Below are 24,600 nucleotides of genomic sequence, written 5' to 3' on the forward strand. Positions count from 1 at the left end.
AGATCAATATGAAATCAAATAGCGGAAATCGCCTGCTGGTCGTACTGGGAACGATTATTGTCCAGATGGGCTTAGGTACCATTTACACATGGAGCTTATTTAATCAACCGTTGGTGGACCGCTTTGGCTGGAACCTCAGTTCGGTCGCTATTACCTTTTCAATTACCAGTTTTGCACTCGCGTTTGCTACGTTATTCGCAGGCAAGCTACAGGATAAATGGGGACTTCGTCGTCTGATTTTGTGTGCAGGTGTCGTACTAGGGGCAGGGCTCATGCTCAGTTCACAGGTAACTTCGTTATCCCTGCTGTACATTTTGGCAGGTATTGTCGTAGGTTTTGCGGATGGAACGGCATATATTACATCACTGTCAAATCTGATTAAATGGTTTCCTGAGAAAAAAGGACTTATTTCCGGTATTTCAGTTGGGGCCTACGGTACAGGCAGTCTGATATTTAAGTATATTAACGGTTCGCTGATTCAGTCTGTTGGCGTATCGCAGGCATTTCTATATTGGGGTATCATCGTGCTGATCATGATCGTCGGTGGTTCTTTCCTGGTGAAAGAAGCAGTAGTTGTGAACAAACCTTCGGAACAAAATGGGGCTGTACAGCGGGACTATACCGTTAAAGAAATGCTGCGCACCAAGCAGGCATACCTGCTGTTCGTCATGTTCTTTACCGCTTGTATGAGTGGTCTCTACCTGATCGGAGTGGTCAAAGATATCGGTGTACGGATGGCTGGCTTGGATGTAGCAACAGCCGCCAATGCGGTCGCTATGGTCGCTATTTTCAACACGGCGGGTCGGATTATATTAGGTGCGCTATCGGACAAGGTAGGTCGTCTGAAAGTGGTAGCAGGTGCACTTTTAACAACAGCAGTTGCAGTTACAGTACTGAGTCTGGTACCCCTGAATTTTGGTTTGTTCTTTGCCTGTGTAGCAGGAATTGCTTTTTGCTTCGGTGGCAATATTACCGTCTTTCCTGCCATCGTAGCTGATTTCTTCGGTCTGAAGAACCAAAGCAAAAACTATGGTATTGTGTATCAGGGCTTTGGCCTTGGTGCGCTGGCGGGGTCATTTATCGCTGCCTTGCTCGGCGGATTTATCCCGACCTTTACCACAATTGCTGTGCTGTGCGTCGTATCGTTCCTGATTGCCCTCACCATTCGCACTCCAGAACAAGGTAAAGGCAAACTGCGCAGCGAACGGAAGAAAAATACCAACGGTGTGCGCAGCATGAAGCCAGGCACAAAATTAGGTTAAACGATTTGAGAAAATAGGACCAGATGAATGCCAAAAGACCTGTCATCATTTCTCTAAGGGAGATTATGGCAGGTTATTTGTTTTTCCAATAACCTGATTTACGGTATAATAAAAAGACGTGTAATAAGCCGATATATACAAAAGACATAAGCTAAGAACCTGACAGGAGGACGAGTCATGATCGTGGATACAAGCGGGAATCTGCTTGCCCGCAATACGAAGCTGCGAAATACATATCAAATTCGAAGCGCCTTGTCCCGCAGTGAGCTGGCCATCGTGTATACGGCAAGGCTGTTGGATAACCGAGAAAAGGTGATTGTAAAGGAATTTTTTCCGAATGCGCTGGCTTTGCGGGGGATGGATCGAAAAACGGTCACTTGTAGCGCTTCTATGCAATCCAAATATGTAGAGTTTATGCATTATTTCTTGCGTGAAGGGCAAATGTTGAAGGAATTAAATCATCCGGGGGTTGTCGGTTATATAGATCACTTTGAGGAAAATGGAACTGCTTATCTGGTCATGGAATACTGTGCAGGCAAGACGCTGGATCGAATGATGCAAGAAGAAGCTGTGCCAACGTCTGATCCTACTTTTTTGTACCAAACGCTGCTGCCATTAATTGATGCCTTGGAGTATATACACAACAAAGGAATTATTCATCGGGACATTAAGCCAGGCAATATTATGGTTGGGGAACATGGCAACATCAAGCTGATTGATTTTGGCTCTGCTGTGCATTTTGAAGGCAAGGAGCATCCGATCTTCACGACGGCAGGCTATTCTCCGCTGGAATTTTACTCTAACCGTTCGCGGCAAGGACCTGTATCGGATATTTATAGCTTGGCCGCAACGCTGTATTATTGCCAAAAAGGATCACCCCCACCGGATGTGCCAGGCAGATTATTTGCAGATCGGACCGAACGGATTCGGATCGAAAATGCAGGGATTTCACTACTGCCGTACGTGATTCGGCGTGGCCTGGAGGTACAGGCTAACAAGCGTTGCCGCTCACTTCGATGGTTTAAAGCCGCACTACGTGCGGAATATTGGATAAAAAAAGGGAAGCGCCCTACTCTTACGGTTCGTTAATCGTAAGAGTAGGTGCTTCTCTTTTTTATTCCGACGGACGTTATCCTGTCGGAGCTTGAATATGGTCGGTGTACACTGAAGTGTTCGGCTTAATCGCCTTGTACCGCAGCTCAATTTCAGTGACGCCGTCCTCAAACGTGATGTACAGTTTATCACCATACGCCATGACCGCTTTTTTGTTACGGGTCAATCTGATTTTTCCATGCTGCAGGGCGCAACGTGTATCATGTTTCACGATCAGAGTCCCTTTTTTACCTGCGGAAAATAGGATTCGTTCCGCTTCTGGTAATGGTTCGTGAACGTCAAGCGTACGGAATAACTCCTGCAAGCTGACCTTATGACCCGGAAAGGAGGTCAGCGGCCAAGATTTTACCGGAATCTCCTGTCCACTCGCTGTAGCGAGAAAATATCCTTCGATTCTTCCAGCAAACTGCGGCTTCGGTCGCAAGAACCAATACAGAAGAGCAGCTATCACAATGCTGATGGCTACCGTCCATTTAATGGCTGTATACCGGGATTGGACTGAAACGGTCAGTGTAGCGCTACTGGATGCACCTTCTGGATCGGTAGCGGTAATCTTTAGCTTCGTGTCACCTGTGTGAAGCTTGGATAGCAGCAGATCATTACCATTAATCTCGGCATTAATTGTATCCTCAGAGGCTCCTGAATCCAGCTTATAATTCAGCTTGTCATGATTGGGATCAACAATAAAATCCTCTAAACTTCGACGGGAGTCACCGTCTTCTTTTACCAGATGTATCGTCAGGTCTTTTAAAGCTTGTGGTGCTGCATTGGTGGCGTGAACTTTATGTACAATTCCCTTACGGTACCACTGCGGACTATCCAGAGATAGCTGCCATGTATAATCACCCGTTTGTGGGAACGCATATTCGGTATGAAAGGCTCCTGACTTATAGGTCATAGGCACCTTTTTAGCTGTACCGCCTTTTACAGGGGTAACTATAATATGGGCTTGAAGAGATGTATATACGGCCTCATCTGTAAGATTTTGGCCATCCGGTAACAGGAGCTGAGCTTGAAATGGTGTCGCTTGTCCCTTCAGCAATTGCATAGGCTTGTCGCCATGAGTTGCTGTTGTTTGCGTTCCTCCTATAGTAGCTTCAGCTTCCAGTCGGTAGCTGCCAAGTAAATTGATTTTAACCAAATCTCCGCGTATGCCTCGTAATTTCAACTTCACTTTACCTGCTTGTGGATGCTCAATTTTCAAAATTGCATATCGGCTCGACTTGTACCTACGGACATTTTCTGAATTGGAGTATAGCTGGGTTTCCAGCAGGGGATGCTCCGACAAAAGCACCAGATTGGCTTCCTCCATACTAGAGTCCGGTAGAGTCACCGTTAATTCTTGCATCTCGCCAGTGGTCGTAATTGCAGCAACTGGAACGAGTTTGGAGCGAATTTGACTGGCAAAAATACGATTCAGAATTTCCGGTAGATCCTCAGCACTACTCGTAATAAAAGAAGCTCCTCCCGTTTGAGAAGCGATCCGTTCGAGTTCTTGCCGGTTTACCGTGCCATCATGGTTCAGGCCAATCGTATACACCGGGTATCCCTTGGTCTGTGCAGATTTGATGACAGAGGATACATCGTTATTCGAGTCACCCTTGGACCGAGAACCAGAAGAGGCACCAAAATCAGTCTCTCCATCTGACAATAAAATCATAAAAGGCTGACGCCCTTGGGATGCTCCGGCAGCTAGCAGTTCTGAGCCTTTACGCAGCCCAAGTCCCAAATCTGTATAGCCAGAACGGTTCAACATTCTGATTTCCTGCTGAATTTGCGATTTTTGCGCTGCCACGCCAATCGAGGTAAGTGGTTTTGAGGCGACAACATGATGGTTGTAGGCGACGAAACCTACGCGTGTACGGTCTGCATCACTTAAGTCCATAAACATACTAATGACTTCGGCGGCAATACCCTCGGGATCCGTGTCTCTCATGGAATAGCTGGTATCCAGTACAAAAACAGCATCGTAACCCTCAATCGGAGCAGTCCCCGAAGATGCTGCATTAGCCTGATTTACAGTGCAAATGACCCCGTTTAAGCTCATTTGGAAAAATAGTACAAAAGTCATGAAAATGATAATTCCTAGTTTCCTTATTCTGAACATAAGCTCCTCCATCGGCGAGACCAATGTGGGCGTGCCAACTCTCCTAATCCTTGGGATATAAGGGATAAAGGATCAAAACAGCTGAAAACCCTCACATTAGCCATGAATTTGATACTTTTACGCTTATCAGAAATATCCAATGAACTTCTATCGGCAATTGGATTCCATTTGTGAATATTTCCCTGAAGAAACAGGTCTAACATATCATAAAAATTACGTAATCACGCATAAAATGAGCCAAAATGCCCTATTTCAATCTGAGACTACAGAAATTGACAAAACTAAAGGGTGCTTTGTATGATAGCTCTCGTATCAACGGCAAAAATTGGGATTGAAGTTAGGAATACGAAATCATAAATTTGAAGTTTCTGTGTTATATGACTTTTGATTTTGAATTTTATCTCATTTGAATGCCTTGCCGTTAAAAGCCGAATAGCGCTTCGGACCGATTTTCGAGGTTATATGCCTGTACCGTAAATGTGGTATAAGCTCAATCCTTTGACGAATTTAAATGTTAAGTAGGGGGGAGGAGGCAAATGAACTAAAAATGAATATTCGTCCGTTTCAAATTGGACATCCCATGTCCGAATATGGAGCAATGGACCTATACTCAAACTTTATTCATTTGTCGACAGCGATGGAAATCATTTATCAAACCAACCGGACAATGCTTTTTGAAGAGATTAACCCGGAAAAGCTGGACCTGATCACCATTGTAGGTGATGTGAAGGGTATCGACAGCTTGAGCGATGAGAAGATCAAGGAAATTAATCAGCACCTTCTGGTGCGCAGCTTTGACGAATTTTTGGATAAGTTTTCACCGACCGTGTATTCATTTTTTAACGCGGCCAATCAAAAGGTCGTCTACACCCTTAAAAAGCCTGAGGGAATTGATGAGGATAGCATTTCTGAAATTCGTATCAATCAAAGCAATGATTTTCTGAAAATGTTGTTTACGCTCATTGATACTAAGCGCAGTCAAGGTATCACCAATGTAGATTTCAAGTTTGAAAATCTGCTGGATATGATTTCACCGAAAAAGGTTATGGATGATATTCGTCAAGTCCGCAAAGAAATTCACTATATGTACGGTGAATACGACAAGCTGGATGATGGCGATCCGAAGAAACTCGACATGGGTGACAAACTGAATGCCATGTTCGAGGAAGCGAGCCAGAACTATAACAACGTTATGGCTATGCTGCCACTGGCCATTGAGGACATCAAAACCCGACTTCTGCTCGGTGGGGCCCAAGAGGAAAACGCCGGTGAGTTGATCCAGGTGGGTATGCTCTCCATTGGGGAAAGCGGCGAACTGAAAATTATTGAAGCGCCGAAGAGCGAAAGTACTGAACTGATGCTGTTGGATGAGAACAGCACTGGCGATCTCTCCCAAGTATTCGAAGAAGATTACAACTCTATCACAGATACGCCTTCTGACTATGTGAAGGACTTGGTGGTTCGCACGTTTGTGCCACTGCCAGCTGTTCAGACCAAGGTTGACACAGCGGTTGAAGTTCAGAACTACAACACGTATCTGGAGTTCTATAAAAATGCCAAGGATGATTTTGTAAAGGCGGTTAAGCCGCTGGTAGAAAAAATCCTCGGTGTCAAAATGTTCTTCGATCAATATGCGACGAAGAGCAAAGGGATGCTGCCGACAATGCTGGTGGCGAATAACAAGCTAGACATGCTGGTGAAAAGTAGCAATATCCCGCGTCTGGAAACGTACCTGAACACCGTAAATGCCAAAAATGAATTCAGCGACACCATCTGGTTCGGGATCGTTCCATCTATCGAGCTTGAAGCAGCCGGTAAGGTAAAAGTTTCTCGTGAACGCTTTAAGGGCAACGAGAAGGTCATAAAGCAGGGCGGAAATTCGATGGAATCGCTTTCGATGCTGCTGCAAGTCGTGAAGGATTACAAAATTCAAATGTTCTTTAACTTTGAATCCGGTGAAGAGACGACCTTCAACAGTATGGCGACAGCAGGCATCGATAAATATGTCGATAAATGCGCCAGTCTTGTACGCAGAGAATATAGCGAATTTGCGATTCCTTGTGTACCGAACTTTACCATTATTCCGAAGGATAAATCGGGTGTCATTATTGATAGCAAAATGCTACAGACCGAAGACGGTGTGCAGCTCTCCAAGGAAAAAGAAGATATTCTCAAGCTGTGGATCGAGGGCGTATATGTGGGCGCTGCCTATGTGGCCGCTGGCTTGGTCGCTTCCTATCAATGTCCTGAATACCTGCGTGAGACGTTCAAAACGGTCAATAAAAACTTCCCGGGTGTACGCTTCGACATTGAAGCTGGAGACAACAGTCTGCGCACGGTGACGACGATGGCCAAGGAAATCACTGGGTTCACCAACACGATCAAGGATGCCATCAACCGTAAAAACTTTGGCTTTGTATTTTCGTCCGAGAATGCTCAGATTCAGGATAAGGATATCCGCCGGATTACTGTCTACAAGGCAAGAAGCATGGCGATGTCCGAGGACGGCTTTGACTCTATCTACAAAACGCTGGTCAGCACGTACATTGAACGTATTTTGCGCTACCAAACAGGTGACTTCAAGCACGAAAATATCGTCCGCTTCTTTAGTAACAATCCGAGCAGCCAGAAGAGCAAGTGGCTGAGCAGCAGAGGATCTGTGAACTCGATCATTCAGGACGGAGATGATATGAGCTTCATTATTGACGAGAAAAGCAATATGTGTCATATCGATCTGGTCTTCAATGGTAATGTGAAGAACCTGGAAGTCATGATCACTAAGGGAACCAGCTCGGTCAAATCATGATCCGAGCACTACGAAAGATGGTAGAGGCGTTTCTATCCAGAACCGCCTTTATACATAAATCGCGGAGAAGCCCTGCTTCTTCCGCCATCATTTTACCTAATATCAAGGAGGCAACACACATGGGATTCAGATTGAAAGTAGAAGGACAAGAAACAATCGAGCTGGGCTTGGATAACATCCAAACGGTTATTTATGACACCGATACACCGGACGATTCCAATGCACGCTCCACTGACGTAGGCTCCACGCTGCGCATCAGCGGTAAAATCATCACAGCAGTAGATGGTGACAGCGCGGATGACACACTGAAACTGGCTTTGTGGTCTCTGGTTCCTGCTGAAAAAGCAGACAGCTACCGTAAAGTAACACTGGAAGTTATCGCAGCCGATCAAGTGGTGCGTAAAATCTACTTCCCGAATGCTTTCGTTGTAGACTACAACGAGCACTTCGGCGACACAGAAGGTGTAGGTGCGTTTACACTCTACATCAAACAAAAGAAAGACAAAACCGAGTTGGCTACTATCGACGGCGGATATCCGGTTTAAGCTTAACGTCTTAACGTTAAGCGTAGCTTAAACACACACTCACCCGGCGCATACGTGAAGGGTGGATAAATATTAAGAGGCCTACGGGTCTCTTAATATTTATTTTTTTCGGAGAGGGGAACATCAGACAATGACCAACTACTATGAGCTGCTCGGTGTCGGCCGGGATGCTTCGGGGGCAGAGATTAAGCAAGCTTACCGTAAACTGGCCAAAAAGTATCATCCTGATACCAACCAGGGAAGCGAGGAAGCAACGCGCAAGTTCAAGCTGATTCACGAGGCTTACAATACCTTGCGTGACGAAGCATTGCGGCAGGCATACGATGCTGAGCTCATCCGAAAAGCTACGGGAACTAGCGGAGAACAGCAAGATAAAGCGAGAGGGGCAGCACCTTCAGGCGGTACGCGTAGGACAGCTAAAGGATTCAATCCGGCTGACATAGGCACTGATTTTGAGCAATTTTTCGGCTTTCATCCGAAAACGAAGGAGGGCTCACCAGGGAAAAAAACGAAAAAATCCGGTGATCCGACGGATACCTCAGCCATGTTCAACCAATTTTTTGGTATTCGTAAAAAGTGATGATTTCAGGATAGAAACGGGGGAAGCAAGCAGTGAAAACGGCGCAGAGCAGATGGGTTTTCATCATAGATGTTGCCATGTTCGGGCTGATGCTGGCGATCGCCTTTTATGTGTTTAATCGTACAGGCTACAGCGGTTTGAAGACTGTGGTCGCGATAGGTATTGGGATTAGCGTGCTTGTATACATACTGCGCAATCTGGTGTCCGTGGTACCTGTGCCCAAGCCAAAGGCAGAGCGTAAACGGATTACCAAGCTGGTGTTGATTGATGAAGAGGGTGAGTCCGTTAAAGAATGGTACATCGAAAGCGAAACATCATTGTTAATCGGCAAAACGACATCACGCTCTGAGGCAGATATTGATTTAGCAGGTACAGATTATGCTTCCTTGGTAAGTGTGGAGCATGCGGTACTTAACCGGGTAAACAGCGACTGGTTTGTGGAGGATGTGGATTCCGGCAACGGTACCGGGCTACGGTCTGCGAACGAAAGTGTCACCAAAAAACTGGAAAGTGGCGAACCTTACCGAATTTACTCAGGAGATTTGTTATATATTGCCAATACCAGGCTGCTCGTTAAATAGAAGAAATTGCACAACACGTAGATCGCTGTAAAGATAATCAAGACAATGGGGGAAGGAACCGACTATGAGTTTGACAAGATGCCCGAACGGACACATGTTCAGTACACGAAAGCACGGAAATACGTGTCCTTATTGTAATTCGGTAGTAAATATAGCCGCACCCAAGAGCGCGGAACCAGCAGCGAAAACAAACGTTGCGGGAGACGATGACAAAACCATGCCGTATTTAGGCGAGACGGTAGGGATTCACCCGGTAACCGGATGGCTGGTATGTATCGAAGGAGCACAGGTGGGTCAGGACTATCGCATTATGGCAGAAAAAAACTTTATCGGGCGCGCAGAGGAAATGCATGTCCGTATTATCGGAGACAACACGATTTCCCGCAGAAATCATGCGGTCATTGTGTATGATCCGAAGAAACGCAACTTTTACTTGCTGCCAGGCGATTCGTCAGGCTTGGCGTATCACAATAACGAGGCGGTATATTCACCAGTGGAGCTGGCTGCTTATGACGTGATTCAGCTCGGACGCAGCAAATTTATCTTTATTCCGCTGTGCGGCGCTCATTTCGAGTGGGATAACGAAAATTAGAACGGAAGTGGGCAATGGTGCAGGGAGGTAACGAGATGCAGCCTTATTTTGTTGTATGTGGAGCTGCGGTGCTGTTCGCTGTTCTTCTCATCATCCGTATACGACTGACGCGAAGTTCCAGCAGCCGTACCGTGAGTGGAATTGAGATTGGAAATGGTCAAACGATCGGGAGCCGGAGCGAGCAGGATGATTATTTCTCCAGTATGACCACTCCTGTGGGTACGCTGGCTGTTGTTGCAGACGGGATCAGTGGGCTGGCTAATGGACGTATGTCCAGTACCTTGGCTGTGACGACTTTTACGAAGGCATTTGCCAAGTTAGAAGATGCAACGAATTTGAACGGATATTTTGCAGAGGCGGCAACCCAAAGCAATCGCGGTATTTTGCAAAATTTGAATGGGCAGGGCGGGGGAACGACGCTCGCGGCGGTCATTGTGTGCGGCTATCAGCTGTATTACGGAGCGGTGGGCGACAGCTTGATTACAATTTACCGCAATGGTCACTTTCAGACAGTCAATTCCAAGCATACAGCGGAAATACTGCTGGAGGAACGAGTGCTTGCTGGACAAATGACCTCGGAGGAAGCTAAAACGAGTCCTGTACGCAATCAACTGGTCAACTACTTGGGTTATGAAGGCTTTGAGAGCATGGAACTGGGGAATGCACCGATTCGCCTGTATTCGGGTGATTATGTGCTGCTGTGCAGTGATGGCATTCAGGAGGCGCTGACTGAGATTGAGCAGGAAGAGATCATGCGCAAGGGCGGAACACCGCAGGAAATGGCGGATGCCATGATCGACACCATTAACGATAAAGGGTTTAAAAGTCAGGATAATGCGACAGTGCTTATTTTGGCGATAGGATGAAACAAGAAAGACGGGGGTAGCGATGCGCAAGGACAACAGCGATTTTAGTACCGCCTTTGTGTCGGAAGCGGGCTCTTATATAGATAACCGGGACTATTTTGCATTCATGGAGACGGACGACATGGCCTGTTATGTCCTCGCAGACGGTCTGGATTCGGATCAGGAGATGCGCAGCGCAGAAATGGTAGTCAAAACGGTGCTGGAAAACTTTATGGAGAAGCCTTCCATGTCCAAGCGGCGTTTGATGAGAGATCTGCGTGAAGCGCAGGAATGGCTGCAATTTGAAAGCCGTCGTGTCCGGCTTAAGGCCAGTCTACTGATGGTAGTGACCAACTACAACAAAATGGTGTACGTTTCGTGCGGTAATGTGCGGCTATATCATTTTCGCAATGGAAGGCTTAATTTTCGCAGTAAGGATCATAGCCTGGCTCAGTCACTGGCAGATGATGGTCGTATTCCAGACGAAGCGACCAGTACACACGAGGAACGGGGGAATCTGCTGGAATACTTGGGGAATCCGAATGGGGTTCATGCCCATTACGCCAAAAAGACACAGCTTGCAGATGGAGATGTCATGCTGCTCGCTACATCTGGGATGTGGGAGGACGTTGAACTGGCGGAAATGCTGGGTGCGCTGGAGGAAGCGAAGGACCCGGGTATGCTGACGGATACGTTGGAAGAGGTCCTGCTGAGCAAACAGCGCCGGACGGTGAATAATTACACGGCTGCCGCCATTTATGTAAACAAAGTTTTCCAGGAAAAGCCTAAAAACCGTCGTAAGCTGATCAAACGGATTTTGATTGCGTTGCTCGCCTTTGTAATCGTGGGCGGGGGAGCATGGATTACACTGGCGCGTATGGCTGCGAACAAAGCGGCTGCGCTGGAAACGATGATCGAATCGGCTCAGGCTGCGGATGATTATGCAAGAGCTGGCGATTATGCAAAAGCGCTCAAATCCTACAGCGAAGCGAAAAACGCGGCAGTTAAGATTAATGATAAAATTCACAAGCGGTTGTACACGGCAGAGCAGAAAGTATCTCAATTGATGGTCGACGGAGACGGCTATGTGGAAAAGGCCGATTTTACCAAAGCTGAAGCCAGCTACGATAAAGCACGGAAAAGCGCCGGGCTATATCCACCCTTTAATGTGAAGGACATTGAGCATAAAATCGACCAACTGGACAGCTATGCCGAGACGGCGAGCTGGATGAAGGACGGAGATTTAAAATTCCAGGGTGGCGATTACACAAATGCACTCAAGCTGTACAAAAAAGCAAATAAGGCTGCGATGGAATCCGGCTATACGTCCGCGCAAAAAGAGCTGGAGAAGAAGATTACAGAGACCAATGATAAATTGACAGCTATTCAGCAGCAGCTCAAGGAAATTCAAGCTGGCAAGCTTCAGGCCAAAGGGGATCGGCTGATGAAAGATCTCGATTATGAAGGGGCCATTGATGCTTATAGCGGGGCACAGGAGATTTATCAGGAGATTGATAAGCTCGAAAGTGTTCTGGCGCTGGAGCGGAGCATAGCCAAGGCGGAGGAAAAGCAGAGCGCGGAGCAGCAGAAAAATGGACAGCTTCCTGCTGGATTGGGATTGTCTGACGGAGTGTTGAACGACACAGATGCTGGAGACGCAGCGAGTGAAGCTTCATCTTCCGCTGCGGCAACCTCTGCCACAGCATCGCAAGCGAAGGCTGCGCCGACGGCTTCAGCGGGTGCTACGCCCGCGAAGAGGGAAGCCTCTCCGACTGCAAAAAGTGGTGGTACGGGGGATGGCAATGCCGCTTCGACCAAGGCGGACACCAGCAAAGAGCAAGGAACTGCTGATTCTGCTTCTAAAGCAGCCGGGGCGTCTAATTCAGAGAGTCAAGATCAGGCTGCTGCGAACGGGAAATAAGTTTTTATGTTCATTGAATGCTGGAGCCGGAAGGGAGTGAGACGTCGTGAAAGAGCTGGTACAAGATCGTTTGAGCAAGATGGACGATTTAGAGCAGAGACGTTTACTGAAAAATATGATGGCGGGGGTATTTATGAACCTCGTCGAATATCAGGAAGAAATGACCCGCCAGCTAGAACGGCGGGTATTTGAGGAAATTGAGAATACAGAAGAAAAGTTTGATGTGTATGTGTCATTGACATCGCGTGAGGACTATGACCCGATTCATGAATTTTTATATCCTGTGTTGCCCTCCGATGCAGTAGAAAAACAGGTAGACATCAGTCGTGTGGCAGAGGTGGTACGCGAAGGCGGGGAGATGCCGCTATTTACGCTTTTTCTCGAAATGGAGACCGAACAAATCTCGGCACTGGTACGCAGCAAACGAATTTTCTTAGGAATGCTGGTCACGGAAACTGCAAACTACCCGATTCGTTTTCGTCTGGAGCATAACCGATCTTATATGTTGGAGATTGAGCAGTTGTATCATACATTTATGCAAAATGGTATGCCGTGGAAAACGATTAATCATCCATACGCTTATAAATTTGTGGACTGTGTATTGATTGGTGGGGACGGCGAGCCGGCCGCTCATGAAGAAATCCATGAAATCTCGATTTCGTTGGAGGAATTCGACGTTTATAAGAAAGCCGATGTTTTTCCGCTGTGGAACATTGAAAGACTGGCTCTAAAGAACAGCGGTTTTCCTATACCAGCTATAGATCGTGTGAACTACGAGCATGTGCTGCCTTTGCGTAAAACAGGATCAGAGCATGGTTACCTGATTGACGGGACTGAAAGTGATATCCGCTATATCAAGCGGACAGAAGAGGAACTGACGATTGTCACACCACGTGATAAATCTGGCGAATGGAATGTGATGAAGGTTACGAAACCAGTTACAACCAAGCTTAGTCGTCAGACTTTTCCGGTATTGTCTAATCGGCGGCAGGACAGCTTTTTGGGTCGCTATGCAGGAAAACAGGCCGTGATTGTCCGGGCTAAAGCAGAGATCACGCGCATCGTTAATTCGTTTGAAGCGGCACAGGGGCTAGAGCTAGAGCGTGTGGACATCTGGGGAGGTGCTGGGCGAAATGATATAAGCAACCTTGTAACCAAAACTCAGACGTATCCGTTAAATCCGTTTGTCAGCGATAATGTACGGACAGAGGATGGCAAGCAGATCATGCGATTGGGGTTCAGACGTGGTTCTGAGGATGTGTTGCCAACCACACCTGCTTACATTTTATCCGATTTAATGAGCTTTCTGGTGTCGGAAGTGCAGATGTATTTTCCAGAGTACAAGTGTGAAGGAGAATGGGTGTGAATTACGTTTGGGATTTGCTCATGCGCGCAAGGAAACAGGGGCTGGATGTAGATAAATTCCGCTTCGTACCCGCTGTCAGCTATTCTCCGTATATGGAGCTTAGCTTGGCTGAGCTGAATACGTCCCATTTGGAGCAGGTAGTGGAGATTAATCCGTACTACCGCTTTTATTCTATTTTTCGGGATCTGTTTCCACCGGATGCAGCAGAGGATCTGGAGCTGAGAGAATCGCTATTTGATATTATGATGCATTTTCTGGCGGAGATCGATTTGTATCAAGGCATGAATCGGCGAGAGTACCATATCCGGTTTGTTCAGCGTGATATTGCGGATGGCATCTTTGGCCCGAAGGTAAAGGAAGCCTTTGGACAATTAAACCGTGAGGAACAGGACGCGATTGCTGAAGGCCTGCTGCGCCTGTATGAGACGGGGGAAGCCGTACATCTGTTAAAACAAACGATGCGTCGCGTCTTCCATCGCTCGATCATTTACACCAACTGTGAGGAAAAAGACGAACTACTCATATATATTGGCCAGGAGGAGACGATGCTGTCACGAATCAAAGTCGATCTGATTCTCGATTTGTTTCTTCCAGCACGGTTTACGACGGAATTGTATTGGACCAGTCATTTCGGCATTTTGGAGGAAGACCCTACGATGAAAATTGACGCTATCGCCCTCTATTAAGGCTAAATGGCTAAGAAAGGACATGTGAACGATGAACGGACCCTATACATACAGGTTGCTAGACCCGCTCACCGATCGAAAAAGCGCTCGCTTCACGACCAAATACACGCGGGCGGAATTGGAGCAAATGACGACCTTTCAGTTGCGCGGGATATGTGATAAAGAGCGACTGGTCGAGGGCTTTGCGAATCGTCTGGCACGTGAAGAATTGATCCGCGTAATTTTGCGATTTCGAAGCGCGGAGGAGCATCTACTCATTACCAGACCCAATCCTGACGGTTTTGAACGTATGCAATCGGCACTACAGCGCAACTGGAATGACCGCCCGCAGGAAAGTGGCGGTATTCGGGTTCCCGCCAAAATCACGCTGTATCAGGGTGTGCGCACAGGTCGCATGGACAGCTATCGGATCGAATCCGATTTGCCTTGGCTGAGCTCATCTAATGTGCTGCTGGTGAATGCGACAGGAGAATTATGTGGTGTTTTAAATTTGGTGAAGGATGAGGGACGAACAGGCGTATATTATCTTTCTCGTCACCGCGATGCTGAACTGCGAGAGACGTCCAATCATAGCTATAGCTTGTTGTTTCTGCGAAGACAGGAATCAGAATATTTTTATAACCTCTACTATGGAGATAAGCCGATGTTACCGCTGAAACTTCAGGGTCACCGAATCCCGGTGGCAGAGCTGATCATTCGGGGCACGGAAACAACCGATGCGGTACTGGCGATTGATTTTGGCACCTCGAACACCACGGCAGGTGCTTATTTGGATAGTTCCTACGTTACGGCCCCTGATACAGGGATGAGCAGCACAGTAAGGCTGGACGCTATCAATTATGTGTCATTCCCTGGTCCAGAAGGTACGGAAGGCGACTGGATCGAAGTGCTGCCGACCGCCATTCGCGTCGCGGACTGCTCCAATCCCGAGCACATCGTTTATGTATTTGGGGAGGAGGCACTACGTGGAAGTGATGTGGCAGGCAGCCGTGCTACGGTATTGCGGGGGATTAAACGTTGGGTCAATGACTATAAGCGAATCGAAGAATTAATGGATTCTGAGGGGAATACAGCAACCGCTTCCCGCAGCGATATTTTAGCGGCGTTTATCCGTTATGTGATTGCTACAGCCGAGCAGCAATTTAAGTGTCGGTTTCGCAATTTACACTTTTCTGCTCCTGTCAAGCTGCAGCCCCAATTTATTGAGATGTTTAGCGATATTTTGCCTGATTATCGGATTGAAGCGGAGGATGCGCTGGATGAAGGGCTGGCAGTGCTGTACAACACGTTGGCAGATCAGATGGAACGAGGAACTTTTGCAGACGGTGAGGAGTATCAGGCACTTGTCATTGATTGTGGTGGGGGCACGACAGATTTGTCTTCCTGCCGCTTCCGGATTGAAGATGGACGTATTGCTTACAAACTGGATATTCACACAACGTATGAGAATGGGGATACCAATTTTGGTGGAAATAATCTGACGTATCGGATTATGCAGTTTATGAAAATTGTATTTGCAGGTTATTATGCTGCTGAGACGCGTTTGCCTGACACTGATATTGATGCTCTGATCGGCATTCCTTCGGGAGATTTGTACCGTCATGTGGATGAGTTTGGGGTAGATGCTGTATACGCAGGGCTGGAGGAACGCTATCGTGAGGCAGAGGCGATCTTGCCTACCGCGTTCAAACGGTATGAGCATGCTACACGGGATGAATATCAACGGGTACTGAGTAATTTTCATCTGCTGTGGAGTGCGGCAGAAAATATGAAAAAGGAATTTTTTCTACGTACGGGGATATTGCGCAGCCGCTTTGAATCCGAGCAGGTATTATCTGCTGAAAGCGACCTGAACATTGCCGTAATGGATCGTTGGCTGGTTTCGGTCATTGAGAACGGACGGTTCCGTGATGAATATGGTCTACCTGATGTGGTGTTTAATATTCGTGAAGTACAGCAGCTACTTAAGGCAGATATCTACAATATTGTGCGCAAGTTTCTGGATGATTTTTATTTGGAGGGACGCTTGCAGGATTATTCGATTATCAAGCTAACCGGGCAGTCCTGCCGGATTGACGTGTTCCGCGAAGCACTCAAGGAATTTGTACCGGGGCGCAGTATTGAGTTTCGACAAAAGGCAGAAGACCTGAGCCGAGTACCTGAGTTGAAAATGGCCTGTCTGCGCGGGGCTATTCGTTACCTGAACGCTAAAAAAATGGGAACCATTGAGCCTGTCATTACCAATCATATTCCAGCGATTCCGTATACGGTCAGCGCATGGACGCATACGGGGCGTGAGAAGGAGCTGATTGCGAGTTTGGAAAGCAATCGGGTACGCGGTTCTATTGCCCGGCCGTCTCAAGCGGTTGAAGTGGAATTCTTCCTGACGGCCAACGGGGGCAAGCTGCGTCAGCGTCATGTGTACCGGAGTCGGCCAGATGTCTTTGAACCCATGCCGTATGAGGAAATTGCTGTGCTGTACGGGCAGGATATTCCACAGGATGATACGGACTCCATTCGCAATGAGGAGACGAAATATTTTGTTTTTGTCGGGGATAGTCGTTGGGGCTTTTACGTCGTGCCGATTACTCGCCGTGATGAATTGCTGTATCTGGGTCCGAAGCGCTTTTATGCCTTCGAAAATGATCTCTCCGAGCTGGATTTCTTTGACGGCACGAAATAATAAATTAAGGATTTTGCAAAATGCAGAAATCAGAAAAGCACACAACACATGGAGGGAATAACATGCTGTATGCAGGTTTTTGGAAACGAACTTTGGCCTATATCATTGACAGCCTTATTTTAGGATTTGTATTTATGATTATCGGACTGGTCTGGATCATCATTCAGGCCATTGGAGATTGGGTGCCATCTCCGGCAGAAACCTCTATGCTGACAGACGGGCAGTCTGCTATTTTTACTATGCAATTATTAGGACAAACTTTGATGAATTTGGGGGCTTCATGGTTGTATTTTGCGATCATGGAATCGTCCAAATGCAGAGCTACGGTGGGCAAGCTGGCTCTTGGTATCGTTGTAGTAGATGAATTTAACCAAAAGCTGAGCTTTGGACGTGCGAGTGCCCGCTACTGGAGTAAAATTGTATCGAGTATCATTTTGTGGATCGGTTTTATCATGGCAGGCTTTACAGCTAGAAAACAGGCTCTTCACGATCTGATTGCACGTACCTATGTTGTGGACAAGCGCGAGCTGAATTATATACTGCGCGAGCAGGCTGGGCGCGGAGCCGGGATGTAAAGGTAGATCAATAAACTCTGAGATTAAACCTCAGTCTTCAATCGGGGGAAGCACGATGGATATACGCAGATGTATAGAAAAGAATTTTCGCCTATTTATTGGATTACTTGGAGTAAGTAAAGCTCCACCCACCACCGATGATGGAGTTATTGTTCCGCCTCCTGCGCCTGGTGTGAATCGGCTATCTGTTCCCTTAAATAAAGAAGAATAGAGAAAGGAGGAAACCCCATGTTAACGCATATCGTTCCAAGGTTTGAAAAAGGTCGCATTCTCAAAACCGAGATGCTGGAAAATCTGCGGGATTACCCCCGTAGCTTTCTGGATATCCGGTATCAGGATTATTCGGATGGTATTATTACCGGAATGAATGTGACCGTCGGGGAACATGCGCTGACCGTAGGCAGAGGCATTGTAAAGCATAAAAATAGATTATACCTGCTGGAGCAAGAGCAGGAAGTTTCATATGTGGCTACGGGGCGGCTATCGGTGTTGAAGCTGCTCTTTTTGGAACAAACCGATCGCCCGGATTTCACCGTGCATCATGCAGATATTGTGCTAGAGGCCGAGGCTGAGATCGGATTGGATGAACTGGAGTTGGGCCGATTCAAACTCAAAGATGGAGCCGTGCTTCGCTCCAATTATCAGGATTTTGCCGATATGGCTACTGAGTTCAATACATGGAGTGATATTCATGTCCCGTTTGCGGGGTTGTATCAAAGTACGTTGCGCCCAGAAACGCTGCGCTATTTTGCATCCGAGCTGCTCAAAAGCGGTACAACCGATCCGATGGATTGTATGTTTGCTATGATGTGCCTGAACCTGGAGGCTGTAGACAGAGAATCTATCCAGCATTATATTGCAAACCGAAGTGGTGTGGAATATAAGGAATATTCACATGCTCAGCTCCATAGGCAGCTGGTGCTGATTTTGGAAGGAGCCGGACGGGGGAAGCGCACAACAGGCCGCTGGCAGGGCGGTGGAGCTGGACGGATGATTGTGGATTAGAACATCAGATAGAGGAGTGGAGTATGCATCCCCTCTATCTTTACTTCTATGCCCCAGTATTTGTTAAATCAATCCGGTGTAAGCCTATACATTTTTTTAAATAAAAAAGATGACATATGTATAAAAACAGGCATAAAGTCACTAAGACTATAGTCGCTTGTTTGGTGAAGTATGCATTCCTTAACCTGCTGAAATTCGACATTTTATAGGCTAGATGGATGTGCTTGAGACTAAGCTTGAGGTCAACAAAGTTGTCATATCAAGGAATACGTCTTTTAAGAAATTATAAGTGAGAGAGACTTGAACGGATAAGTTGCAGCGATTGCGCAATTGTGCTTGTCCATGATGAGTCTTTTTATATCGCTCCTCCATACCTTGTAAAACCAGTCCGATTAGAGTAGAAAATTTGCATACATATGTATAAAAATGAGTATTAAGTCGTGGAAACGCCCTTTGCTACGGTGAATTGACAAAATATAAAGCAGTGGCTAATATGGTTGGGGACACGGGAGATATTGGAATTTATAAAGGGGTAATGAGTTTTGAATAAGAGACTAGATAACAGATGTAACCACAAAATGAGATGGGGCCAAACGATTTTGGGAGCGCTGTTGGCGCTTAGTCTGGTGCTACTCAGTGGAGGAAATGCATGGGCTTCATCCAGTGAACAGTTAAAATGGATTGAGGGTGGCCGAAAGGTAGACCTGGGAAATGTAGCTGCGGTTGATTTAGACTCATCTCTTCTTTTTTTGGATGCGGCTAACACTGCGAAGGTAAGCGAGATGAATCACGAAAAGCCATCTGGCAAGGAAATTGGGAGTATATTTCCGAAGGATGAAAATCAAAATTGGGAAGTTGTTTTTGAATACTATGAACTTGGACATATCAAGGATGATGAAAAAGAAGACATCGATGCAGATGCCATTCTAGATAGTTATAAAGAGGGTACGGAAGAGAGTAACAAGGAAAAAGCGGAAAGTGATCGCCTGTATGTTACAGGCTGGGATGTGGAGCCTTTTTATAATGAAACGACCCATAATTTAACCTGGTCTATGCTGGCGGAGGATGGGAACAAGGAAAAGCTGATTAATTATAATGTTCGTGTGCTCACTCGTCAGGGTTATATCTCTGCCATATTAGTGTCCGATCCTGCACATTTGGACGCGGATAAGAAGTTCTTGAATGAGAAAATATTACCCAAGCTGACAGTCAAATCAGGTGAGCGATACGAAGATTTTAATGCTTCAACGGACAAAATTTCTGAGTATGGCCTGACCGGACTGATTTTGGGAGGGGCCGGCTTGGCAGTAGCTAAAAAGGTAGGCTTGTTGGCATTAATCCTTGCTTTTATTAAGGGCGCGGGAGTTAAGGTGCTTGTCCTCATTGGTGCTGCTTGTGTAGGTGTGTTTGGTGTGATAGGCAAGTTTTTTGCCAAATTATTTCGCAAGAAAAAGTCAGAATCTATGCACAATGAAACGAATGCTCAGGATCAGTCAGAAACATTACAGTAGCTCTAAAGAAACACGCCATAATATAATTACTAACAAAAAGGTCAGGCAGCCTGATCAGTACACACTGAAGAGGTAGCATGGGCAAGAACATTATGAACAGATGATCATGGTAATGATAGACCCATGAATCATCTGTTTTTTATATTTATCCCTTGTAATACTTTCGGTATACCGCGGGTGTTGTGCCTTCATATTTTTTGAATATTTTAATAAAATACCCTGGCTCATTAAAGCCGAGCTCACTACTGATCTGGGATACAGGGATATCTGTAGCTTCGAGCAGCTGCTTCGCCCATTTCATCTTTAAGCGGGCAAGATAGCTGGAAAAGTTCTCACCCGTTTCCTTCGCAAACAGCCGACTAAAATAACTCGGACTAATGTGACACAAGTCAGCCATGGCTTTTAGAGAGAAAGTTTCACCTTTGTGCTCATAAATATATTCAAAGGCGGGTTTGAGTACAGGATTTCCGCACGGAATATCCTCATCCCCTGAGGAGTTCAGATAGGCATCTGCTAAGAAATTATTCATTTCTTTCTTAAGGCTTTCGATATGCTTCAGCGAGTAGCCAGGAAGAATATCAGACAATTGCGGACTGGACTGTATGGCCGAAGCCTTTTCGAACATTTCCGCGAGAAGATTTTTGTTCATTGCTTCTTCAACAATATAATTACACAATAAGGATAACATGTTGGAGATCATCTGAATTTCCTGATAGGTCATCGTCGGCAGATCGGCATAGTAGTCTTTAAGTTCCTCCCATTTGGAGCTGTACAGTTTTTCATTTTTTGATGTGAGGATTTGTTCCAGCTGTAAAGCGTTCGAAGGATCGGCTAGGCGAACCTGACCTGCCATGACGGCGCCAATGTACTTATCGTCGATAATGATTGGTACCGCGATGTCAACGATGTCATAATGACAGAGATAAATATAAGGTTTGTTGGAACGCACCGCTTCAAGTCCACCACGAGAGTCACATTTCTGGCAGTAGGGAAGGAGATTCTCATCTTGGCGAACCTTCTTGCAGAACGATTGACATTGGCTGTGACTAGTTACGGGATTCCCTCTATAATCGACGGTGAGAATGGCTAATTTGGTAACGGATGCTAATGAATCCTGCAACTGCTCCCACTTTTCCAAATCAAAGATTTTCTGGATGCTCAAATGTTCACGTATCAAGATTCTCATCCCTTAATGGTAAATTATCCTGTAAGCAACAACAAAAAAGTACAATTTACATGCTTCAGTGCAAAAAAATACGATTGCAAATTATAATATATTCCTTGATTCCTCCAATGTAAAGTTCACATGGTTCGTTTATAGTTTTAATCAGAACGAAACCAACACCATTAAAGGGAGGAATTATAGATGAGAAAAGCTTTTATCAGCCCAAGCAAATATGTACAAGGTGAAAACGAATTGTTGAATTTGGGTTACTATGTGAGTACCTTTGGCAAATCTGCTTTACTGATCGCGCATCCAGCCGATGTGGAGCGGGTGAAAGATAAGCTTGATTCCACTACGGAAAAGTATAACGTAACCTTTATTGAAAGCGGTTTTATGGGTGAGTGCTCCAGACAAGAAGTGTCTAGACTCCAAGAAATCGCCACTGCGAATGGATGTGATTGCATCGTTGGTCTCGGCGGCGGCAAAGCGATTGACGCGGCGAAATGTGTGGCACAAGGGGAAGCGCTTATCATCTGTCCTACGATTGCTGCGACGGATGCGCCGACAAGTCACTCGGCCGTTCTTTATACTCCAGAAGGCGCATTCGACGATTACGCCTATTTTAAACAAAGCCCGAGTGTCGTATTAGTCGACACCACTGTAATTGCCAATGCACCAACCCGATTCCTCGTATCAGGTATGGGTGATGCACTGTCGACATACTTTGAAGCCCGTGCGACCTCTCGCTCTTACTCCAGGGTCAACGCTGGACTGCCTAATGGAGTACGCGAGGGACAGTGTGCGCCAGCCGTAGGTACGAATGCGGCGTTGGCACTTGCAACGTTATGCTATGAAATGCTCTTAAAAGACGGTGCCAAAGCAAAAGCGGCATGCGATGAAAATCATGTTACACAAGCACTCGAAAATATCATTGAAACTAATATTTTACTCTCAGGTCTTGGCTTCGAAAGCGGCGGACTTGCTGCGGCCCATGCGATTCATGATGGACTCACCATTCTGGAAGGCACGCATCACTATTACCATGGAGAAAAAGTCGCGTTCGGTACGATCGCACAGCTGGTGCTCGAAAACGCACCGACGGAAGAATTACATCAGGTACTGGATTTCTGTTTAACCATCGGTTTGCCGGTCTGCTTGGCCGATATCGGTGTCGATCATATCAGCCAGGAAGAACTCATGGAAGTAGCTGCTAAAGCCTGCATTGAGGAGGAATCGATTCATGCCATGCCGTTTCCGATCACGGTAGAGCAGGTTGCAGCGGCAATTGCTGCGGCCGACCGGATCGGCAGCCAGTACAAAGCGGAGGTAAAATAGCATGAAAAAGGTCATCAACCGTACGGAAAATTTGGTTCTTGAGATGTGCAGTGGTATCGCGCTCGCGCATCCCGAGTTGGAATTTCTACCAAAATATAAAGTGCTCAAGAAAAAGGAACTGAACACGGAGAAAGTAACGCTCATCAGCGGTGGTGGCAGCGGACACGAGCCCGCTCACGCCGGCTTTGTCGGCAAGGGGATGCTCGATGCGGCGGTCTGCGGTGATGTTTTTGCCTCTCCTTCGCAAATTCAAGTGTATCAGGCCATCCGAGCAACAGCTGGGAAAAAAGGCACACTGCTGATTATCAAAAACTACAGCGGCGATATCATGAACTTTAGAAACGGCGCTCATCTGGCTGCTGAAGATGGTTTGGAAGTGGACTATGTAAAGGTCGAAGACGACATCGCTGTAGAAGACAGTCTATATACGGTCGGACGGCGCGGTGTAGCGGGCACGGTACTTGTGCATAAGATCGCGGGTGCAGTGGCAGAAGAGGGGCGTAGTTTGGCAGAAGTCAAAGCAGTGGCGGAGAAAGCCGCTGCGAATGTACGCAGTATCGGATTTGCATTGACGTCGTGCACCGTGCCGGCGAAGGGCTCGCCAACGTTTGAGCTCGGGCCTGATGAAATCGAATACGGCGTTGGCATTCACGGCGAGCCTGGAATCAGACGCGAGAAGCTGACAGATGCGGATACGTTGGCACGCAGAATGGTAACCGACCTCCTTCGAGACATGCAGATCGAAAACGGATTCAGCGGAGAAATTGCACTGCTGATCAATGGTTTTGGCGGTACGCCTCTGCAAGAACTGTATCTTTTCAATTATGCGGTCACTCGCGAACTAGCAGCGAAGGGAATCAAGATCAATCGATCTTTCGTCAACAATTATATGACAAGTATCGATATGGCGGGCATCTCAGTTTCAATCATGAAGCTGGACGACGAACTGCAAACCTTACTTTCCCATGAAAGCAACACGCCTGCGTTCAAGGTGTCTGGACCTGCTGATCAAGTCGTGTTCACAGACCTATCAACTGTAGCAGACGAAAATCGGCAAGTATCTTTCGAGGTGGAAACTGCCCCTGCTTTTGCAGTTATTGAGGATAACAAGATTACGTTGAACAATCTGATATACCTGGTTGACAAAATGAGTGAGGTTATCATCAAGAATGAGGTGCCTTTTTGCGATCTTGATTCTCATGCAGGCGATGGCGACTTTGGCATGAGTGTTGCCAAGGGGTTCCGTCAGCTGAAACGGGAATGGAGCGACATCCTAAACCAAGATTCCTTGACGATGGGAAGCTTTCTCCATTCATGCTCGCTCGTCATCATGGAATACTGCGGTGGGGCTTCGGGTCCGATCTGGGGCTCAGCATTTCGCGCGGCAGCACGATCTGCGGGTGAACGAAGCGAACTGACCATTGCCGAATTCGCAGATATGATGCAGGCTGCGGTGCAAGGCATACAATCGACAGGTGAACGTTCTTTCGGTAGAGGAGCCGTCGTGGGTGATAAAACGCTTATTGATGCATTAGTGCCATGTGCGGATAGCTGGGTAGAGAGCGCGAAATCAAATGTTGACGTGAAGGAAGCCTTTGTGCGAGGTGCTCAAGCCGCTGTCCTAGGGGCCAAAAAGACAGAAAACATCGTGGCGCGTATGGGACGTGCCGGAGCGGTCGGAGAGAGAAGCCTTGGTTATCCAGACGCGGGGGCTTATGCGCTTGGAGTGATTTTTACGGAGCTTGCTGAATGTTTGAACTAATTCGCTAATTCTTAAAAATTCAAGGTTTGTTCATTGCAATTGGGATGCATTAGGTTTATAATTTCAGACGGATTCAAAAGGCTTATCCCTGGATCCGTGGGAGTTCATCCCATCTGAGCAAGCATACTTGCATGCTCAAATAAGAATTAAGCGAGGGATT

At 46.7% G+C, this 24,600-nt stretch carries 20 protein-coding genes; 18 read left to right on the forward strand and 2 right to left on the reverse strand.

The window, feature by feature from the left end:
* Positions 1–8: 8 nt before the first annotated feature.
* Positions 9–1,262: an L-lactate MFS transporter gene (locus G7035_RS15175; protein WP_017426752.1), complete on the forward strand. Its 1,254-nt coding sequence runs from the start codon at positions 9–11 to the stop codon at positions 1,260–1,262.
* A gap of 177 nt (positions 1,263–1,439) precedes the next feature.
* Complete coding sequence (locus G7035_RS15180; RefSeq protein WP_019688284.1) at positions 1,440–2,351, forward strand: serine/threonine protein kinase; 912 nt, start codon at positions 1,440–1,442, stop codon at positions 2,349–2,351.
* A gap of 40 nt (positions 2,352–2,391) precedes the next feature.
* Here G7035_RS15180 and G7035_RS15185 read toward each other — a convergent pair whose 3' ends face one another.
* Positions 2,392–4,494, reverse strand: a complete 2,103-nt coding sequence (locus G7035_RS15185; protein WP_019688283.1) for a vWA domain-containing protein — start codon at positions 4,492–4,494, stop codon at positions 2,392–2,394.
* A gap of 625 nt (positions 4,495–5,119) precedes the next feature.
* Between G7035_RS15185 and G7035_RS15190 the strand changes: the two genes are divergently transcribed.
* The 14 genes from G7035_RS15190 (at position 5,120) to G7035_RS15255 (ending at position 20,178) form a co-directional block, all read left to right on the forward strand.
* Positions 5,120–7,288: a hypothetical protein gene (locus G7035_RS15190; protein WP_029515169.1), complete on the forward strand. Its 2,169-nt coding sequence runs from the start codon at positions 5,120–5,122 to the stop codon at positions 7,286–7,288.
* Between the two features lie 119 nt (positions 7,289–7,407).
* Positions 7,408–7,833: a hypothetical protein gene (locus G7035_RS15195; RefSeq protein ID WP_007431573.1), complete on the forward strand. Its 426-nt coding sequence runs from the start codon at positions 7,408–7,410 to the stop codon at positions 7,831–7,833.
* 130 nt (positions 7,834–7,963) lie between these two features.
* Positions 7,964–8,413: a J domain-containing protein gene (locus tag G7035_RS15200; protein WP_019688282.1), complete on the forward strand. Its 450-nt coding sequence runs from the start codon at positions 7,964–7,966 to the stop codon at positions 8,411–8,413.
* Between the two features lie 32 nt (positions 8,414–8,445).
* Positions 8,446–8,994 carry an FHA domain-containing protein gene (locus G7035_RS15205; protein ID WP_017426755.1) on the forward strand — a complete coding sequence of 183 codons (549 nt, stop codon included), beginning with the start codon at positions 8,446–8,448 and terminating at the stop codon, positions 8,992–8,994.
* Between the two features lie 64 nt (positions 8,995–9,058).
* Positions 9,059–9,586, forward strand: coding sequence for an FHA domain-containing protein (locus G7035_RS15210; protein WP_025365579.1), 528 nt, complete (start codon positions 9,059–9,061; stop codon positions 9,584–9,586).
* A 35-nt stretch (positions 9,587–9,621) separates the two neighbouring features.
* Positions 9,622–10,452, forward strand: coding sequence for a PP2C family protein-serine/threonine phosphatase (locus tag G7035_RS15215; RefSeq protein ID WP_019688281.1), 831 nt, complete (start codon positions 9,622–9,624; stop codon positions 10,450–10,452).
* Positions 10,453–10,474: 22 nt separating this feature from the next.
* A complete protein-coding gene (locus G7035_RS15220; protein ID WP_019688280.1) occupies positions 10,475–12,352 on the forward strand; it encodes a serine/threonine protein phosphatase in 1,878 nt (625 codons plus the stop codon).
* A gap of 46 nt (positions 12,353–12,398) precedes the next feature.
* Positions 12,399–13,718, forward strand: coding sequence for a hypothetical protein (locus tag G7035_RS15225; protein WP_019688279.1), 1,320 nt, complete (start codon positions 12,399–12,401; stop codon positions 13,716–13,718).
* Entirely contained in the window at positions 13,715–14,404 is a 690-nt protein-coding gene (locus tag G7035_RS15230) for a hypothetical protein (protein ID WP_016818675.1), read from the forward strand. The genes G7035_RS15225 and G7035_RS15230 overlap by 4 nt, the downstream gene beginning before the upstream one ends.
* A gap of 31 nt (positions 14,405–14,435) precedes the next feature.
* Positions 14,436–17,087, forward strand: coding sequence for an Hsp70 family protein (locus tag G7035_RS15235; RefSeq protein WP_019688278.1), 2,652 nt, complete (start codon positions 14,436–14,438; stop codon positions 17,085–17,087).
* Between the two features lie 62 nt (positions 17,088–17,149).
* Positions 17,150–17,662 carry an RDD family protein gene (locus tag G7035_RS15240; protein ID WP_019688277.1) on the forward strand — a complete coding sequence of 171 codons (513 nt, stop codon included), beginning with the start codon at positions 17,150–17,152 and terminating at the stop codon, positions 17,660–17,662.
* A 55-nt stretch (positions 17,663–17,717) separates the two neighbouring features.
* Complete coding sequence (locus tag G7035_RS15245; protein ID WP_162835280.1) at positions 17,718–17,873, forward strand: hypothetical protein; 156 nt, start codon at positions 17,718–17,720, stop codon at positions 17,871–17,873.
* 17 nt (positions 17,874–17,890) lie between these two features.
* Positions 17,891–18,667, forward strand: coding sequence for a hypothetical protein (locus G7035_RS15250; protein ID WP_019688276.1), 777 nt, complete (start codon positions 17,891–17,893; stop codon positions 18,665–18,667).
* 578 nt (positions 18,668–19,245) lie between these two features.
* Positions 19,246–20,178 carry a DUF2167 domain-containing protein gene (locus G7035_RS15255; protein ID WP_019688275.1) on the forward strand — a complete coding sequence of 311 codons (933 nt, stop codon included), beginning with the start codon at positions 19,246–19,248 and terminating at the stop codon, positions 20,176–20,178.
* Positions 20,179–20,323: 145 nt separating this feature from the next.
* On the opposite strand, the gene G7035_RS15260 is transcribed toward G7035_RS15255, so the two are convergent.
* Positions 20,324–21,355: a PocR ligand-binding domain-containing protein gene (locus tag G7035_RS15260; RefSeq protein ID WP_019688274.1), complete on the reverse strand. Its 1,032-nt coding sequence runs from the start codon at positions 21,353–21,355 to the stop codon at positions 20,324–20,326.
* Between the two features lie 189 nt (positions 21,356–21,544).
* Between G7035_RS15260 and G7035_RS15265 the strand changes: the two genes are divergently transcribed.
* Positions 21,545–22,678, forward strand: coding sequence for a glycerol dehydrogenase (locus G7035_RS15265; RefSeq protein WP_016818681.1), 1,134 nt, complete (start codon positions 21,545–21,547; stop codon positions 22,676–22,678).
* A 1-nt stretch (position 22,679) separates the two neighbouring features.
* Positions 22,680–24,440: a dihydroxyacetone kinase subunit DhaK gene (dhaK, locus tag G7035_RS15270; RefSeq protein ID WP_019688273.1), complete on the forward strand. Its 1,761-nt coding sequence runs from the start codon at positions 22,680–22,682 to the stop codon at positions 24,438–24,440.
* Positions 24,441–24,600 lie beyond the last annotated feature (160 nt).

Origin of the sequence: Paenibacillus polymyxa, assembly GCF_015710975.1 — a bacterium.
Classification (GTDB): Bacteria; Bacillota; Bacilli; order Paenibacillales; family Paenibacillaceae; genus Paenibacillus; species Paenibacillus polymyxa.